Here is a 17007-nt window from a genome sequence, read left to right as displayed (position 1 = left end):
GTCTCAAAAGCCGAACAAGCACGGAGCTTATGACCAGCAGCCCAACGACCGGCAGTGCCCGCCTGGACACCTCGATCACCCCTGCCCGCCTGCGGGTGACCGGGGACTGGACGCTTGCCCATTACGCCGAGCTCAAGCAACTGAGCGAAACGCTCAACGGCCAGTACGACGCCAACACCCCGATCGATCTAAACGGCCTCGGCGCCCTCGACACCGCCGGCGCGTCGTTGCTGGTGGAACTGCTCGGCTCCGAGCGGCTGGGCAAGTCCGCCGAACACCCCGACTGCACGATTTCCAGCGCCGACCGCGCCTTGCTGCAAACCGTGTATCGCTCGCTGACCGACTTCTGCGTGCCGATCAAGGAACCGGAAATCAGCGTCAGCGTGCAACTGCTGACGCGCATCGGCCGGGCCGTCGATACGGTCTGGCAGGACACCCTGCAGTTGCTCGGCTTCGTCGGCCTGATCCTCGAAACCATCGCCCGCAGCCTGTTCCGGCCCAAGCGCTGGCGGATCACGCCGATGATTGCGCACATCGAACAGACCGGCCTCGACGCCGCGCCCATCGTGGCGTTGCTGACCTTTCTGGTGGGGGCCGTGGTGGCATTCCTCGGGGCGACGGTGCTGGCCAGTTTCGGCGCCAGCGTGTTCACCGTGGATCTGGTCGGCTTCGCCTTCCTGCGCGAGTTCGGCGTGCTGCTCACGGCGATTCTGATGGCCGGCCGCACCGCCAGTGCCTTCACCGCGCAGATCGGCTCGATGAAGGCCAACGAGGAAATAGACGCGATTCGTACCCTCGGCCTCGACCCCATGGAATTGCTGGTGGTACCGCGGGTGTTGGCGCTGCTGGTGGCGCTGCCGATGCTGACGTTTCTGGCGATGATCTGCGGGATCGTCGGCGGCGCGGTGGTCTGCGCGGTGTCGCTGGATATCTCGCCGGCGATGTTCCTGTCGCTGCTGCAAAGCGACATAGGGATTCAACATTTCCTGGTGGGCCTGGTCAAAGCCCCGATCTTTGCGTTCCTGATCGCCGCCATCGGCTGTCTGGAAGGCTTCAAGGTCAGCGGCAGCGCCGAATCGGTCGGCGCCCACACCACCTCAAGCGTGGTGCAATCGATTTTCGTGGTGATCGTGCTCGATGCGGTCGCCGCGCTGTTTTTCATGGAGATGGGCTGGTGAGTCGTCTACCCCGCACGCCCTCCGAGGCGGTGATCGAAGTTCGTGGCCTGTGCAATCGCTTCGGCCACCAGAGCGTGCACGAGAACCTCGACCTCGACTTGTACAAAGGCGAGATCCTGGCCGTGGTCGGCGGTTCCGGCAGCGGCAAGTCGGTGCTGCTGCGCAGCATCGTCGGCCTGCGCCGGCCCAGCGAAGGCATGGTCAAGGTGTTCGGCCAGAACCTGCCGAGCCTGCCGGAGCATGAGCGTTCGCTGATCGAGCGGCGCTTCGGTGTGCTGTTCCAGAAGGGCGCGCTGTTCTCGTCGCTGACCGTCACCGAGAACGTCGCCCTGCCCCTCATCGAACACGCCGGGCTGAGCCGCGACGACGCCGAACATCTGGCGGCAGTGAAGCTGGCGCTGGCCGGGCTGCCGCTGTCGGCGGCGGACAAGTACCCGGCCTCACTGTCCGGCGGCATGATCAAGCGCGCGGCGCTGGCCCGGGCGCTGGCGCTGGATCCGGACATCCTGTTTCTCGACGAACCCACCGCCGGCCTCGATCCGATTGGCGCGGCGCAGTTCGACCAATTGATCCTGACCCTGCGCGACGCGCTGGGCCTGAGCGTGTTTCTGGTGACCCACGACCTCGACACGCTCTACACCATCACCGACCGCGTCGCGGTACTGGCGCAGAAGAAAGTGCTGGTGGCGGGCCCCATCGACGTGGTCTCGGAAACCGACGACGCGTGGATTCACGAATACTTCCACGGCCCTCGCGGCCGCTCGGCGCTGGACGCCGCCACACAGCTCAACGAGGTCTGACATGGAAACCCGAGCCCATCATGTATTGATCGGCCTGTTCACGGTGATTGTGGTGGCAGGCGCCCTGCTCTTCGGTCTGTGGCTGGCCAAGTCCAGTGTCGATACCGAGTTCAAGGATTACGAAGTCGTGTTCAACGAGGCGGTCAGCGGTCTGTCCCGGGGCAGTCCGGTGCAGTACAGCGGGATCAAGGTCGGCGACGTGGTCAGCCTGCGCCTCGACCCGAAGGACCCGCGTCGAGTGCTGGCACGGATTCGCCTGGCTGGCGACACGCCGGTCAAGGAAGACACCGAGGCCAAACTGGCCTTGGCCGGGATCACCGGCACCTCGATCATCCAGCTCAGCGGGGGCACGCCGCAAAGCTCGAAACTCAAGGGCCATGACGGCAACCTGCCGACCATCGTCGCCTCGCCTTCGCCCATTTCGCGGCTGCTCAGCGACAGCAACGATTTGATGAGCGGGGTCACGACGTTGCTCAGTAATGCCAATCAGATGTTCTCTGCCGACAACATCGAGCGCGTGAGCAAGACCCTCGAGCATCTGGAGCAGACCACTGGCTCGATCAACGATCAGCGCGGCGACCTGCGTCAGGCCATGCAGCAACTGGCGACGGTCGGCAAACAGGCGGGCAACATGCTTGAACAGACGTCCGCGTTGATGCGCAACGCCAACGGCCTGCTCAACGATCAGGGCAAACAGGCGCTCGGCAGTGCCGAACAGGCGATGAAATCCCTGGAGCAAAGCAGCGTCACCATCAACGGCCTGCTCAGCAAGAATCAGAATTCCCTCGACAGCGGCATGCAGGGCCTCAACGGCCTGGCCCCGGCGATCCGCGAACTGCGCGAAACCCTGAACTCGCTGCGCGCCATTTCCCAACGCCTGGAGGCCAACCCCAGCGGTTACCTGCTGGGCAGTGACAAGAACAAGGAGTTCACGCCATGAAGCTGACTCGCCTCGCCCTCCTAGCCGGCTTCACGTTGATCAGCGCATGCTCGATCCTGCCCAAGTCCGAACCGCTGGACGTCTACCGTTTGCCAGCCGCACAGGCGCCCGCCTCGGCCGGTTCGTCGGCGACTCAGCATTGGTCGCTGCGCCTGAACAAACTGCAGGCCAGCGAAGCGCTGAACCGACCAAGCATCGCGGTGATTCCTCAGGGCGATGTGATCAGCAGCTACAAGGCCTCGCGCTGGAGCGATCCGGCGCCGGTGCTGGTGCGTAACCGCTTGCTCGATGGTTTTCAGCGCGATGGCCGGGTATCGCTGTTGAGCACCGACGACAGCAATTTCCAGGCAGACCTGGAACTGGGCGGCAGCCTGCAGGCGTTTCAGACCGAGTATCAGGGCACACAGGCCAGCGTGGTGGTGCGTGTCGATGCGTTGCTGGTGCGCGGTTACGACCAGCGGATTCTCGCCAGTCGCCGCTTTGAAGAGCGTCAGCCGCTCAGTGATGTGAAGGTTCCGGCGGTGGTGGCCGGATTCGGGCAGGCCAGTGATCGTCTCACCGCGAAAGTCGTGGCGTGGGCGGTGGAGCAAGGGCAGAAGGTTGCCCCACCTGCCCGGCCTTGAGGCTTAACCGAAGAACCAGTAGCAGACACCGATAGCGCCGAGCACGCCCGCGAGTTCGGCCAGCAGCGCGCAACCGACGGCATGCCGGGCGCGCTGGATGCCCACCGCGCCGAAGTACACCGCCAATACGTAGAACGTGGTTTCGGTGCTGCCCTGGATCGTTGCGGCCACCAGCGCCGGGAAGCTGTCCACGCCCGAGGTCTTCATCGTCTCGATCAGCATCGCCCGGGCGGCGCTGCCGGAGAACGGTTTGACCATCGCAGTCGGCAGCGCATCGACGAAGCGCGTGTCCCACCCTGCCCACTCCACCAGATGGCGGATGCCGTCGAGGCCGAAGTCCAGCGCGCCCGATGCGCGCAATACGCCGATCGCGCAGAGCATCGCCACCAGGTACGGCAGCAGGTTCTTGGCCACGTCGAAACCTTCCTTCGCACCTTCGACGAAGGCCTCGTAGACCTTCACTTTGCGCAACGCGCCGATCACCAGGAACAGCATGATCAGGCCGAACAGCGTCAGGTTGCCGAGGATCGACGACAGCCCCGCCAGTGCAGTGGCCGACATCGTCGCGAGCAACGCCATGAAGCCGCCGAGGATCAGCGCGCCGGGAATCAGATAAGCCAGCACCACCGGGTCCCAGACCCGCAGGCGCTGCATGAACGCCACCGACAGGAAGCCGACGATGGTCGAGCAACTGGTCGCCAGCAGGATCGGCAGGAACACCAGCGTCGGGTCCGGCGCGCCTTGTTGGGCGCGGTACATAAAGATCGTCACCGGCAGCAGGGTCAGGGAAGACGCGTTGAGCACCAGGAACAGGATTTGCGCATTGCTGGCGATGGTCGAGCTGGGATTGAGCTCCTGCAGCGCCTTCATGGCTTTGAGGCCGATCGGCGTGGCGGCATTGTCCAGGCCCAGGCCGTTGGCGGCGAAGTTCAGGGTGATCAGACCCAGCGCGGGATGTCCGGCTGGAACTTCCGGCATCAGGCGCAGGAACAGTGGCCCGAGCACTTTGGCCAGCCACTCGACGATTCCGGCCTTCTCGGCGATGCGCAGGAAGCCCAGCCACAGGGTCAGCGTGCCGAACAGCAGCACCATGACTTCGACCGACAGCTTGGCCATGGCAAAAATGCTTTCCACCATCGCCGCGAAGATCCCGGCGTTGCCGCCGATCAGCCATTGCCCCAGCGCCGAAACGGCTGCCACGACGAAGAAGCCAAGCCACAGGCCATTAAGCATCAGTCAAATCCCCCCGGAAGATGCGGCGAATGATAGCGGGGTCGCCAGAAACGACAAACCCCGGATTTCTCCGGGGTTTGTCAGGGTGCCTTGCGGGCGGGATCAGTTTTTCGAAACGTCACCGGCCGGCAGTTTTTCCTTGCTGCGCCAATGCGGCAGCGAGTTCCAGTAGCGCTGGCCCTTGGCGTCGTCGTACATGCCTTCCCAACGGGCGATGACCAGTACGGCGAGGGCGTTGCCGATCACGTTCAGGGCGGTCCGCGCCATGTCCATCACACGGTCGACACCGGCGATGAAGGCCAGGCCTTCCAGCGGAATACCCACGCTGCCCAGGGTGGCCAGCAGCACCACGAAGGACACGCCCGGTACGCCGGCGATGCCTTTGGAGGTAACCATCAGGGTCAGGACCAGCAGCAGTTGCTGGCTGATCGACAGGTCGATGCCGTACAGCTGGGCAATGAAAATCGCCGCGATGGACTGGTACAGGGTCGAGCCGTCGAGGTTGAACGAGTAGCCGGTCGGCACTACGAAACTGCAGATGGCTTTCGGTGCGCCGTAGGCTTCCATCTTCTCGATCACCCGTGGCAGCACGGTTTCCGAGGAAGCGGTGGAGTAAGCCAGCACCAACTCATCCTTGAAGATGCGCATCAGCTTGATCACCGAGAAACCGAACATCTTGGCGATCAGGCCGAGAATCACGAAGGCGAAGAAGGCGATGGCGACGTAAACCAGGATTACCAGTTTGGCCAGCGGCAGCAGTGAGGCGAAACCGAAGTTGGCCACGGTCACCGCGATCAGGGCGAATACGCCGATCGGGGCGTAGTTCATGATCATGTGGGTGACTTTGAACATGCTTTCCGAGACGCCCTGGAACATCTTTACCAGCGGCTCGCGCAGGTCCGACTGCAGGCTCGACAGACCGAGACCGAACAGTACGGAGAAGAAGATGATCGGCAGCATCTCGCCGCGGGCCATGGCCGCGAAGATGTTCGACGGGATCAGGTTGAGGATGGTCTCGATGAACGCGTGTTCATGCTGCACTTCGGCGGCGGTCGCCTGGTACTTGGAGATATCCACAGTGCCCAGGGTGCTCATGTCGATGCCGGCACCCGGGTGGAACAGGTTGGCCAGCAGCAGGCCGACAACAATGGCGATGGTGGTGACGATTTCGAAGTAGATGATGGTCTTCAGGCCGATGCGCCCGAGCTTCTTGGCGTCGCCCACGCCGGCAATGCCGACGATCAGGGAAGAGATGACGATCGGGATCACGATCATCTTGATCAGACGGATAAAGATATCGCCTGCCGGTTGCAGGACGTTGCTGATCCACCAGGCCTTCTCGGCACTGAAATGGTTGAGCAACGCACCGATTGCAATTCCCAATACCAGACCGATGAGGATCTGCCAGGCGAGGCTAAGCTTTGCCTTCTTCATTATCTTTACCCTTACTTGCGTTTGACTCAGGCACATGCAGGAACTGGAACGCTCATCAGCGGAAAAGTCTGTGCATCTGCCTCCGTATAAGGTGCCCCGAAGCGCGTGTTTACGGCTCTCCGGCAGGCGAAAAAAGGCGCAACTATTCCGATGCAAGGTTGCGCCGTCTAATGCCGTAAACGCCTACCCTATGCCGAATCGGCATGAGCTTTTTTAAATGAAACTGGCGTCCCAACCGGTTCGAATACGACATTTCGGCAGGCATAAGTGCCGTGAACCGGCCATTACAGCGTAGGTTGGTTATTTTTTGAACGAGTGATTTCGACGAAAAATTTAGGAAAAAGCCTACGTACGGAAACTAAATGTCCGACTTGGTGGATCGACTCTTTCTCGATATACGGTCGCCAGGAAACACCGCGAAATGCTTTCGCACGCAGTGTGGGCGATAAAAATGAAGACCAGAACGCTCTGGATCAACGTTTTGTCACGTTGAAAGCTCAGCGCAAGTCCGTCGAGCCGCTTCGGTTGGCGGACTTGCGTCGCAGCTTTTACCCTGACCCGGCCCTCATCGCAGGCACTCCCTGTACCCGTAGGTCACTCCGACCCTGCAACAGTCAGAACGTCCCGGCCCCCTGGTCATGCACCGGCCTTCCTCGGGCCGACGCAATGGAGGACAGCTTTTCGGCTGCCCTCGTGTTCAATACCAGTTCGGATCTTTCTTCAGCGTTTCCATCAACAGATCCTGCATGCCCTGGTCGGGCTTGCCGAGGAAGCGGTAGGTGGCATGTCGCGTTGGCGACTTGTCGGCCGGCAGTCCTTCGGGCACATCGACCAACATGGCGTAAGCATGTTTCTTGTCGAAGCTGAAGGCGACGATCAGACGGTGGTTGAGGCATTTGTCCTGCGATTCGCAGAGCGGCCCCACCAGATACTGATCGCCATCTTCAGTCACGGCATTCATCTGTTGGTCCGGCGCGCCGGAGAGGTTCATTACCCATTCCGGCAGGCGTTCTTCCTTCTTCACCACGCCTTCCCAGGTTTCCCTGTATTGCGGGTCGGAACTCAGCAGTTCGTTGACCCGCGCCTGGCCGTCATTGGCCGCCATCGCCATGGCACTACCGCCCAGGAGCAGGGCGGCTGCCAATGTCTTTAAACCCTTCATGTTCAACCTCGACCGCGACGGCCAAAGAAGAAGGAAGCGATGAACATCACCAGGAACACGACAAAGAGAATCTTGGCGATACCCGTGGCGGTGCCCGCGATACCACCGAAGCCCAGTACTGCAGCGATGATGGCAATGATCAGGAATGTGATTGCCCAGCTCAACATGGTGATTCTCCTTGCTTCTATTTAGGGATGTTGCCGGTCTCGGCGCGGGGGCGCCCAGATTCGTTGATCAGAAAACCCAGCGTTCTTCGCGGGGCATGTCGCCCAGTGGCTGTGGCTGGTCGACGTCCATCATGCGCATCGCGCCGTTGTCGGCCTGGCTGCTGCTGACGGCGCTGAAGTGCGTCTGCGTCGCGTGTTCCATCGAGATCAAAGGCTCAGGTTGCTGACTGTGCTCCCAGCGCAGGTATTGCTGGCAGGCGATCAAAGTGATCAGCAGCGCAAGTGCGCCAAACAGGGCCTGCTGCAAGTGCAGTGGCGAGATACGCATTTGGGCGGCACGTGGGCGAGTCATCCTGGGTTCCTCACTCTTGTTCGATTGGGGCAGTGCATATCTGCCCGGGCTGAAAGAGGTATTGCAGCCTGCGTGCCAGCTTTTTTGTTTGAAAAAAACCAATAAAATCAGCTAGTTACAAACGGTATGAAAATTCCTGACGACGCATCCTGCACGATGGTCCGCATAGGGTCGTGCGTAATGCACGATTATTTCGTAGGAGAAATCATTATTTTTGAATTGAGGACAGGGTACGGATGTCAGAAAAGTAGGCAGGAAACCGACCTGAAACTGTGCGATGTGTAAAAAACTAATGAAATCAGTGGATTAGCCGTTAGGGCAGGAGAGAGCTACCCTGCTATGACTGGAATCGATCAGAATCAACCATGCAACTTGCCCGATTTTTCCGGGACTAACCCAAGACATTCACTTATGGAGCGTAGGAAAAATGGAATCAGCCACTGAGCACCAAGGCCGCATTCTGCTGGTGGACGATGAATCCGCCATCCTGCGAACCTTTCGTTATTGCCTCGAAGACGAAGGTTATACCGTCGCCACCGCCAACAGTGCGGCTCAGGCTGACGCGCTGCTGCAACGCCAGGTGTTCGACCTGTGCTTCCTTGATTTACGCCTGGGTGAAGACAACGGCCTCGATGTACTCGCGCAGATGCGCATTCAGGCGCCGTGGATGCGGGTGGTCATCGTTACCGCCCATTCGGCCGTCGATACCGCGGTAGACGCGATTCAGGCCGGCGCTGCCGATTATCTGGTCAAACCGTGCAGCCCGGATCAATTGCGCCTGGCGACCGCCAAGCAGCTTGAAGTGCGCCAGCTGTCGGCGCGTCTGGAAGCCCTCGAAGGCGAGATCCGCAAACCCAAGGACGGCCTCGATTCCCACAGCCCGGCGATGAAAGTCGTACTGGAAACCGCGCGGCAAGTGGCGGGCACCGACGCCAACATCCTGATCCTCGGCGAGTCCGGCACCGGTAAAGGTGAGCTGGCCCGGGCGATTCACGGCTGGAGCAAGCGCGAGAAGAAATCCTGTGTGACCATCAATTGCCCGTCACTGACCGCCGAATTAATGGAGAGCGAGCTGTTTGGTCACAGTCGTGGCGCCTTCACCGGGGCCAGCGAAAGCACGCTCGGTCGGGTCAATCAGGCCGATGGCGGTACGCTGTTTCTCGACGAGATCGGCGATTTTCCGCTGACATTGCAACCCAAGTTGCTGCGGTTCATTCAGGACAAGGAATATGAGCGGGTAGGGGATCCGGTCACCCGCCGCGCCGATGTGCGCATCCTCGCCGCCACCAACCTCAATCTTGAGGACATGGTGCGCGACGGCCGTTTCCGTGAAGACCTGCTCTATCGCCTGAACGTCATCACCCTGCATTTGCCGCCGCTGCGCGAGCGGGCCGAAGACATCCTGACCCTGGCCGACCGTTTCCTCGCCCGTTTCGTGAAGGAGTATGCGCGTCCGGCACGGGGCTTCAGCGACGAGGCTCGCGAAGCACTGCTGGGCTACCGTTGGCCCGGCAACATCCGTGAGCTGCGCAACGTGGTCGAGCGGGCGAGCATCATCTGCCCGCAGGAGCGCGTGGAAATCAGCCACCTCGGCATGGCCGAGCAACCGGCCAACAACGCGCCACGGGTCGGCGCCGCGCTGAGCCTCGACGAGCTGGAAAAGGCTCACATCGGCGCAGTACTGGCGACCGCCGGGACCCTCGATCAGGCTGCCAAGACTCTGGGGATCGACGCCTCGACCCTGTATCGCAAGCGCAAGCAGTACAACCTGTGAGCATCCGCCGATGAAACTGGCGATGAAGTTGCGGACTCGCTTGTTCCTGAGCATTTCCGCGCTGATCACCGTGGCCTTGCTCGGGTTGATGCTCGGGCTGGTCAGTGTGATGCAGATGGCCGGCACTCAGGAGGCGCTGATCCGCAACAACTTTGTCACCCTGGATCTGGGGCTCAAGCTGCGCCAGACACTCGGCGATCAACTGATCATGATGCTCGCCGAAAAGCCCGACCCCGTGGCGTTCGAAGCGTCCAAACAGCATTACTTCCAGTTGCTCGACGAGGGCATCGCCCAAGAGCAGAAAGACGACGATCGCCAGTATGGATTCAGTCAGGCCAAAGCCGATTACCTGAGCTTCCTCCAGGCGTTCGACATCTCCCGCGACCCGGCTGCTGCCCTGAGCGGCGGTGGCGACTTGCGTGAGCGCTTCAACACCTTGCGCAACGGGTTGATCACCGAACACAAACACGCGCTGAACAACATCAATTCGGTCCAGCACGCCGCTCGCGACCGCGCGTTGCTGATCGCTGGCCTGTTGGGACTGGTGGGGCTGGCGGTGCTGATCATTGGCTTCGTTACCGCCCAGGGCATTGCCCGGCGTTTTGGTGCGCCGATCGAAGCGCTGGCCAAAGCGGCGGACAATATCGGCCAAGGCAATTTCGAAGTGACCCTGCCAGTGTCCTCGGCGATGGAGATCAACCTCCTGACCCGGCGCTTCGGGCTCATGGCCGAAGCCCTGCGCGAACATCAGGCGACCAACGTCGACGAATTGCTTGCCGGCCAGCAGCGTCTGCAAGCGGTACTCGACAGCATCGATGACGGCTTGTTGATGATCGACCGTCAGGGTCGACTGGAACACTTGAACCCGGTGGCCCAGCGGCAACTGGGCTGGGACAGCGATCGCTTCGGCGAGGGCCTCGGCACGGCGCTTCAGCGACCCGAGCTGGATGCACAACTGCAATTGGTACTGCGCGGCGGTACCCTTGAACGGGCACCGGAAGATTTGAGCATCGAGGTTGATGGCGAATCGCGCCTGCTGACCTACAGCCTGACGCCCGTCAGTCATACCCAGGGACATATCCTCGGTGCTGTGATGGTTTTGCATGACGTCACCGAGCAACGCGCCTTCGAACGGGTACGCAGCGAGTTTGTCCTGCGTGCGTCTCACGAATTGCGCACACCGGTCACGGGCATGCACATGGCGTTCGGGCTGTTTCGCGAACGGGCCAAGTTTCCTGAGGAGTCTCGGGAGTCCGACCTGCTCGACACGGTTAATGAGGAAATGCAGCGCCTGATGCAGCTGATCAACGATCTGCTGAACTTCTCGCGCTATCAGAGTGGTTTGCAAAAACTTACGTTGGCGCCTTGCTCCATCGAGGAACTGCTGGAGCGGGCGCGTTTGCGTTTCGCCGATTCAGCAGCGCAGAAGGGCGTTGCCCTGAATGTCGAAGCGCAGGGCTCGCTGCCACGCTTGCAGGCGGATCAGGCGCAGCTTGATCGAGTCCTCGACAACCTGATCGACAACGCCTTGCGCCACACCGCGCGCGACGGGCTGATCCGCTTGCAGGCCCGGCGCCATGGCGAGCGGGTGATCATCAGCGTCGAAGACAACGGTGAAGGGATTGCCTACGGTCAGCAGGGGCGGATCTTCGAACCCTTCGTCCAGGTCGGCAGGAAAAAGGGCGGGGCCGGGCTCGGTTTGGCGCTGTGCAAGGAAATCGTCCAGCTGCACGGTGGGCGAATGGGTGTTTACTCGCGGCCGGGGCAGGGCACGCAGTTCTACATGGCGCTGGCGGTCTAGGCCTCATCGTCCAACCGGCGCCCGGCGAGTCGCCGTCCACGTGTTATCAGCTCGATGAACTGCACCGCGCTCAAGGCGTGGGCGAACAGCCAGCCTTGGCCGAACTTCACTCCTTCGCTGCTCAGCAGTGCCGCCTGGGACTCGAATTCGATACCTTCGGCGATCACTTTCAGGTCCAGGGCCTGGGCCATGTGAATGATGTGCGGCGCGACACCGCTGCTGGCGGCGTCATGGCCGAGGGCGTCGATGAATGCCTTGTCGATCTTCAGGCAGTCCACCGGCAAGGTTTGCAGGTACGCCAGGCTGCAATAACCGGTGCCGAAATCGTCGATCAGCACTTGATGGCCGACATCCCTCAGCGCTTGCAGGTTTTCCCGGGCCACCACCACATCGATCAGGCCACGTTCGGTCACCTCAAAAGCAATCTGCCGCGCCGCGACCCGGTGCAGGGTCAACAGCCGCGCCATGACCTGGCCGATGCGCGGCACCATCACGTCGCAGGCGGCCAGGTTCACCGAGATGTACAGTTGCGGATTGGCTCGCAGCAGCTGGCCGAGCTGCTCGAGCAAGCGTTGCAGGACGAAGTCGGTCATCTGGCGAATCTGCCCGGTGTTCTCGGCCATCGGGATGAACAGGTCAGGGCTGGTCAGCGTGCCGTCCGGCCGGCGCCAGCGCAGCAGGGCTTCGGCGCCGACGCAGTTGCGACTGTCGAGATCGAAGATCGGTTGATACAGCACCTGCAATTCGCCCCGGCGGATCGCGCCGTGCAGCTCTGCGTCCAGCGATTGGCGCTGGCGGACGATCCAGAACACCAGAACTCCGACAAACGCCCCAAGCACGAGGCAGAACGGCACCATCCACCACCAGAGCTCCGGAATGTGCATGCCCGTGCGTGGGCTGATCAGCACCAGTTGGTATTCCGGGTTGTCGGTGGGCATGCGATAGATCAGGTGCGACTGGGTAACTTGCAGCGCATTCGGGGTTTTCGGCGGCCAGGGCTCGGTGGGTGGCCAGGCCTGTGGCACGCCAAGTACCGGAATCGCTCGGGTTCCATGATCGAGCACCACCAGCAGACTGCTGCCGGGCGACAGATCAACCATGTCGGTCAGATGCCCGCGTGAGGTGGCCACGCGAAAGTTGCCGCGCCCGAGCATCAACGCTGCGCGATTTTCATCGGGTTCGGTGGTGGTGTTCAGCCAATAGCTGTACGTCGGGCCTTTGATGTCCGGAGGGCGGATCACCGACAGGCCTTCCTGACGCGGGCGGTTCGAGCAGATCCGCGTGGCATCCATGTAGGCCGCTTCATAGACGAAGCGATAGTTGAACGTCACTTGCTGCAACGTGGCGATCATTTCGTCGTCGCAACTTCGCAAGGGCTGGGCTTCGAGGTCGTCGAGGCTTTCGCGCAACTGGCCGAACAGTTGCTCCAGACGCGCCAGGAACCGCTCGCCCTGAGCGTTCATTTCCTGGCTTTCGCTTTGTTCGACCTGGCGCATGGCCACGAACAGCCCACCGGTGATCAGCAGGCTCGCACTGAGGACAGCCGCGATCATCGCCAGAAACCAGGGGCGATAAAACCAGCTACGCAGCGTCTCTCGGGTAGCAACCATCATGGATATCCGAAGAATTACCAATGAGTTATAGCTGCTGATTGCATTTTCGCCCTGACCGTCGGGCGGGCGTCATTATTTTGTCTGATTCAGCACCAGCAGCAACGCTGCCGTTTGCGCATCCGGCGTGCCGTCAAAGCGCGCAGGGCGGTAGTGCATCTGGAAGGCCGCGAGCACGTGCCGGGTCGCCACATCCAGCTCGCCGGTCTGCGGCGTCGAGTAGCCCAGGCGCGCCAGTTGGCTCTGGAACCAGGTGATGCTCGGCAGTTCGGCGTCGAACTGCGCCTGTTGGCGTGCCACCGCTTGTTCATTGGGCCAGAGCCCCAGCCCTTCGGCTGCCAGGCGCTTCCAGGGGAACAGCGGCCCCGGGTCGAGCTTGCGCAACGGGGCGATGTCGCTATGGCCGATGATGTGGCGCGGGCTGATGCCCTGGCGTTTGCTGATGTCCTTGAGCAGAACGATGAGCGATTGCACCTGGGCTTCGCTGTAGGGATACCAGAGGCGACCGGTCGGTGTGTCCTTGAAGCCCGGATTGACGATCTCGATACCGATCGAGCTGGAGTTGAGCCAGGTCCGGCCTTGCCATTCGCTTTCTCCGGCATGCCAGGCCCGCAGGTTTTCGTCCATCAGCTTGTAGATGGTGGCGCTCTTGTCGTCGCCGATCAGGTAATGACTGCTGACTTCGCCGTGGGTCAGCAACTGAAGTGAGCGTTCAAGCGAGGCGGAGGTGTAGTGCACGATCACAAACTGCACGCGACTGTCGTGATTGACCGAAGGATGGCTGGTGTCAAAACGCGGGCCGCTGGCACAACCGGCCAGTAAGAGGAGCGACGCGAGGAGGGTAAAAAATTTCATGGCAGAGGGCAGTACACGCAAGACGATAATGCAACAGTGTAACGTATCGCCTTGCGCTTCGACGCTTAAAGGGCTGATTTAAACAATATGGAACAATTGCCTCAGCCCAGCTCCACCCGGTTACGTCCCGCGTTTTTCGCCCGATAAAGCGCCTGATCGGCTCTTTTGAGCACCAGATCGCTGTGTTCTCCCGGCCGAAACGCCGCCAGTCCCATTGAGATCGTGATCGTGACGCGCTCGCCCTTGAAGTGAAACGGGCAGGCCTCGATGGAGGCGCGTAGGTTTTCCAGGAGTTTGGCGCCGACCGCTGGTGGGGTGGCTGGAAGCAGCAGGACAAACTCCTCACCGCCGAAACGAGCGATGAAATCGTTGCCACGCATACGCTTGCGCAGGACTGTGGCGATGATCTTCAACACCTTGTCACCGGCCAGGTGCCCGTAGTTGTCGTTGATCCGCTTGAAGTGATCGAGGTCGAGCATGGCCAGGCTCAGAGTGTTGCCGTGCTGCTGCCACTGGGCGATTTCATGTTCGAGCCGTTCGGTCCAGGCCGCGCGGTTGGGCAGGCCGGTGAGCGGATCGATCAGGGCTTTCTGGCGCTGCTCTTCGAGGTGTTCGCGATAGCCCAGCGCTTCCTGCTCCATGTGCGCGACGCGCTCGGCCAGGCTTTTCAGGCGTCCGGCGACTTCCTGTTCCCGAGCGTCGCGCTGCTTCTGGTGCTGATCCATGGTGCCGAGCAGGCCCTCGAGGTGGTTTTCCAGCACTTGCTTGAGATCATTCAGATCCGCCGCCTCCTGGACGCTGGTCTGCAAGCCGTCGACCTGTTCGCGGATCTGCGTGTCCATTGCTCTCGCGGCGGAGCTGTTGTCGGCGTGTCCTTCGCTGGCAGCCTGCAAGTTGCTCTGGAATGCCTCGAGGCGTTCATTGAGTTGCTGCAGATAAGCTTCGAATTCGTGCTGGCCGCTGTCTGTGATGGCCAGCATCAATGTCGCAAGATCGTCGAGGATCGGTAGTAGTTCGTACCAGTTAAGGCCATTTTTCAGCCGGTCGCGCATGGCTTCGGCTTGCGGGCGGTGGCGCTCCGGCAGGGTCAGGTCATCCAGCAAGCCAATCAGCGTGTCTTCGATGTGTCGGGCGACCGAGCTGTAGGACGGCTCTGGCGAGTCCGGCAGGGCATAGAGAATGTCATGCTCGGATTGTTCCGGATCGATGGCGGCCAATGCCTGGGCGATGGGTTCGGGCAGGGGCAGGCTGTCGAGGATCACGGGCGGAGGGGTATCGCCGGGGAGGATCAACTCGTCGGGGTTGATGGCCGTGGGCACTGCCGGCGCGAAAACCGGAGGAGGCGTGAAGGGTTGCAGCTTTGATTCCGGCTCGACGGGTTCTGGTTCGCTGGGAGCGCTGGGCGCTTCGGTGAGGATTCTGGCCGGCTCAAATGCGACCACCTCCGGCTCTGTAAAGTCTTCTGGGATTGGCTCTGGAGCTTTGGATGGTTCGGCCACGGGGGCGGCGATCAGCGCTGGGCTGACGGGCGCAGTGGCGACCTGTTCAGCGCTTGTAACAGGCGCTTGCGGCGCTGGCACAGCTTCATGTGTGACGGGTGGTTGCTCTGGCTGCACTGACGGGGTCACCGCAGGAGCCTGGGCCACTTGAGCAGGGGTTTCCTCGCTGTCGCGGCTGCCGAACAGGCGCTGCAACAACCCGGGACGCCCCGGTTCCGTCGGCGTCGCCAGCTGACTCAAGGCCTTGCCCTGCAGGCCGCTGAGTTCGCTGAGCAGCAGCGGCATTTCCCTTGCCTGACTCACCCGGCCGTCCAGCTGCTTGGCGAACTTCTTCAGCGGCTGGGCCACTTCTCGGGGCAGCGGCAGGGATTGCAATTGAGTGACCAGTGCAGTCAGTGCGGTGCTGACCTGCTCGATCCGGGTTTCCCGGCGCTGCTCGGAATCGAGCACGGCTTTTTCCAGACGTGGCAGCAGGGCGGCGAGGCCGGCGTCCATGTCATCGGTGCGCACCACGTCGCGCATCTCTTTCATGCACTGATCGACCACGCGGTCGGTGCCTTCCGCCGCCAGGGTGCTGCGCACCAGGCCGCGGCGCAGCAGGTCGAGCCGGGCGTCCCATCGACGTTCGAGCTTTTCCTGTTGTTCGATGCTTTTGAGGTATTTCTCTTTCCAGCGCTGGGCTTCGTCGCTCATTCAGGGGTTCCGCGAAGGGCAGTGCTCAACGCGGGCAATGCATCGGCCGTGAGCGAACCCGGCAGACGAATCTCTACCGCGACCGGCAGGTGATCGGAAATCGGTTGTGCCAGCACTTCGACCTTTTCCAGGGTCAGGGTCGGGCTGAGCAGAATATGGTCCAGGCAGCGCTGCGGGCGCCAGCTGGGGAATGTCGCTTCGAGTTGCGGGGCCAGCAGGCCGAGGTCGCGCAACGGTGAATGTTGCAGCAGATCGCTGGCGTGGGTGTTCATGTCGCCCATCAGCACCTGATGCTTGTAGCCGCCGATCAGCTCGCGGATATAGGCCAGTTGCATGCTGCGGACCCGGGCGCCGAGCGCCAGGTGCATCATCACTACCACCAGCGCTTCAGGGCCTTCGCCAAAACGCACCAGAATCGCCCCGCGTCCCTTCGGACCCGGCAGCGGGTGGTCTTCGATCGCCCACGGCCGCAGGCGACTGAGCACGCCATTGCTGTGCTGGGCCAGTCGGCCAAGGTTGCGATTGAGTTGTTGATACCAGTAGGGGAAGGCACCGAGCTGGGCCAGGTGTTCGACCTGATTGACGTAACCTGAACGCAGGCTGCCGCCATCGGCTTCCTGCAGGGCGACCAGATCGAAGTCGCCAAGCAGATTGCCGATCTTTTGCAGATTGCTCGAACGCCCGGGGTGCGGCAGCAGATGCTGCCAGCTGCGGGTCAGGTAGTGCCGATAGCGCTCGGTGCTGATGCCGACCTGAATATTGAAGCTGAGCAAGCGCAGACGGCTGTCTGCGGGCAGGCCCGTCGACTCCAGGTGATGCTCGTTGACCTGCGGTTCATGCAGGCCAACGACGCGTTCGGTTCCCCAGCGGCGCATGGCGATTGCCG

General features: G+C 61.7%; 15 protein-coding genes. 6 read left to right on the top strand and 9 right to left on the bottom strand.

Annotated features, from left to right (window positions below):
* Window positions 1–29 precede the first annotated feature (29 nt).
* Genes JKA62_RS23330 through JKA62_RS23315 form a run of 4 tightly spaced genes read left to right on the top strand, consistent with a single transcriptional unit; the run spans window position 30 to window position 3541 of the window.
* Complete coding sequence (locus JKA62_RS23330; RefSeq protein WP_011331764.1) at window positions 30–1178, top strand: ABC transporter permease; 1149 nt, start codon at window positions 30–32, stop codon at window positions 1176–1178.
* Window positions 1175–1978: an ABC transporter ATP-binding protein gene (locus JKA62_RS23325; RefSeq protein WP_011331765.1), complete on the top strand. Its 804-nt coding sequence runs from the start codon at window positions 1175–1177 to the stop codon at window positions 1976–1978. Before JKA62_RS23330 ends, JKA62_RS23325 begins: the two co-directional genes overlap by 4 nt.
* Window position 1979: 1 nt before the next feature.
* Complete coding sequence (locus tag JKA62_RS23320; protein ID WP_011331766.1) at window positions 1980–2918, top strand: MlaD family protein; 939 nt, start codon at window positions 1980–1982, stop codon at window positions 2916–2918.
* Entirely contained in the window at window positions 2915–3541 is a 627-nt protein-coding gene (locus JKA62_RS23315; protein ID WP_201819645.1) for an ABC-type transport auxiliary lipoprotein family protein, read from the top strand. The genes JKA62_RS23320 and JKA62_RS23315 overlap by 4 nt, the downstream gene beginning before the upstream one ends.
* Before the next feature lie 3 nt (window positions 3542–3544).
* Here JKA62_RS23315 and JKA62_RS23310 read toward each other — a convergent pair whose 3' ends face one another.
* The 5 genes from JKA62_RS23310 to JKA62_RS23290 all read right to left on the bottom strand — a co-directional run bounded on the left by JKA62_RS23310 (window position 3545) and on the right by JKA62_RS23290 (window position 7889).
* Entirely contained in the window at window positions 3545–4774 is a 1230-nt protein-coding gene (locus JKA62_RS23310) for a nucleoside recognition domain-containing protein (protein WP_011331768.1), read from the bottom strand.
* Window positions 4775–4876: 102 nt separating this feature from the next.
* Window positions 4877–6208: a glutamate/aspartate:proton symporter GltP gene (gltP, locus tag JKA62_RS23305; RefSeq protein ID WP_011331769.1), complete on the bottom strand. Its 1332-nt coding sequence runs from the start codon at window positions 6206–6208 to the stop codon at window positions 4877–4879.
* 697 nt (window positions 6209–6905) lie between these two features.
* Window positions 6906–7370: an inhibitor of vertebrate lysozyme family protein gene (locus JKA62_RS23300; RefSeq protein ID WP_007954053.1), complete on the bottom strand. Its 465-nt coding sequence runs from the start codon at window positions 7368–7370 to the stop codon at window positions 6906–6908.
* A gap of 2 nt (window positions 7371–7372) precedes the next feature.
* Window positions 7373–7537, bottom strand: coding sequence for a DUF1328 domain-containing protein (locus JKA62_RS23295; protein WP_003177151.1), 165 nt, complete (start codon window positions 7535–7537; stop codon window positions 7373–7375).
* A gap of 67 nt (window positions 7538–7604) precedes the next feature.
* A complete protein-coding gene (locus JKA62_RS23290) occupies window positions 7605–7889 on the bottom strand; it encodes a hypothetical protein (RefSeq protein ID WP_201819640.1) in 285 nt (94 codons plus the stop codon).
* Between the two features lie 427 nt (window positions 7890–8316).
* Between JKA62_RS23290 and algB the strand changes: the two genes are divergently transcribed.
* Together algB and JKA62_RS23280 are read left to right on the top strand one after the other, a co-directional pair.
* Complete coding sequence (algB, locus tag JKA62_RS23285; RefSeq protein WP_007954049.1) at window positions 8317–9663, top strand: sigma-54-dependent response regulator transcription factor AlgB; 1347 nt, start codon at window positions 8317–8319, stop codon at window positions 9661–9663.
* Between the two features lie 10 nt (window positions 9664–9673).
* Window positions 9674–11464: a KinB sensor domain-containing domain gene (locus tag JKA62_RS23280; protein WP_011331771.1), complete on the top strand. Its 1791-nt coding sequence runs from the start codon at window positions 9674–9676 to the stop codon at window positions 11462–11464.
* On the opposite strand, the gene JKA62_RS23275 is transcribed toward JKA62_RS23280, so the two are convergent.
* From JKA62_RS23275 to JKA62_RS23260, 4 genes are all read right to left on the bottom strand, one after another.
* On the bottom strand, window positions 11461–13077 hold the full coding sequence (locus tag JKA62_RS23275) for an EAL domain-containing protein (protein WP_011331772.1): 1617 nt from the start codon (window positions 13075–13077) through the stop codon (window positions 11461–11463). The genes JKA62_RS23280 and JKA62_RS23275 overlap by 4 nt on opposite strands.
* 72 nt (window positions 13078–13149) lie before the next feature.
* On the bottom strand, window positions 13150–13929 hold the full coding sequence (locus JKA62_RS23270) for an N-acetylmuramoyl-L-alanine amidase (RefSeq protein ID WP_011331773.1): 780 nt from the start codon (window positions 13927–13929) through the stop codon (window positions 13150–13152).
* Window positions 13930–14030: 101 nt separating this feature from the next.
* The gene (locus tag JKA62_RS23265; RefSeq protein ID WP_011331774.1) at window positions 14031–16121 is read right to left on the bottom strand and encodes a diguanylate cyclase; all 2091 of its coding nucleotides are present in this window, start codon (window positions 16119–16121) and stop codon (window positions 14031–14033) included.
* On the bottom strand, window positions 16118–16996 hold the full coding sequence (locus JKA62_RS23260; protein WP_011331775.1) for an endonuclease/exonuclease/phosphatase family protein: 879 nt from the start codon (window positions 16994–16996) through the stop codon (window positions 16118–16120). The genes JKA62_RS23265 and JKA62_RS23260 overlap by 4 nt, the downstream gene beginning before the upstream one ends.
* Window positions 16997–17007 lie beyond the last annotated feature (11 nt).

The sequence above is a fragment of the Pseudomonas sp. B7 genome, from assembly GCF_016735645.1.
In the GTDB taxonomy this organism is placed as follows: Bacteria; Pseudomonadota; Gammaproteobacteria; order Pseudomonadales; family Pseudomonadaceae; genus Aquipseudomonas; species Aquipseudomonas glycinae.
The sequence above is the reverse complement of the archived record's forward strand: the minus strand, read 5'-3'. Positions and strand labels throughout refer to the sequence as shown.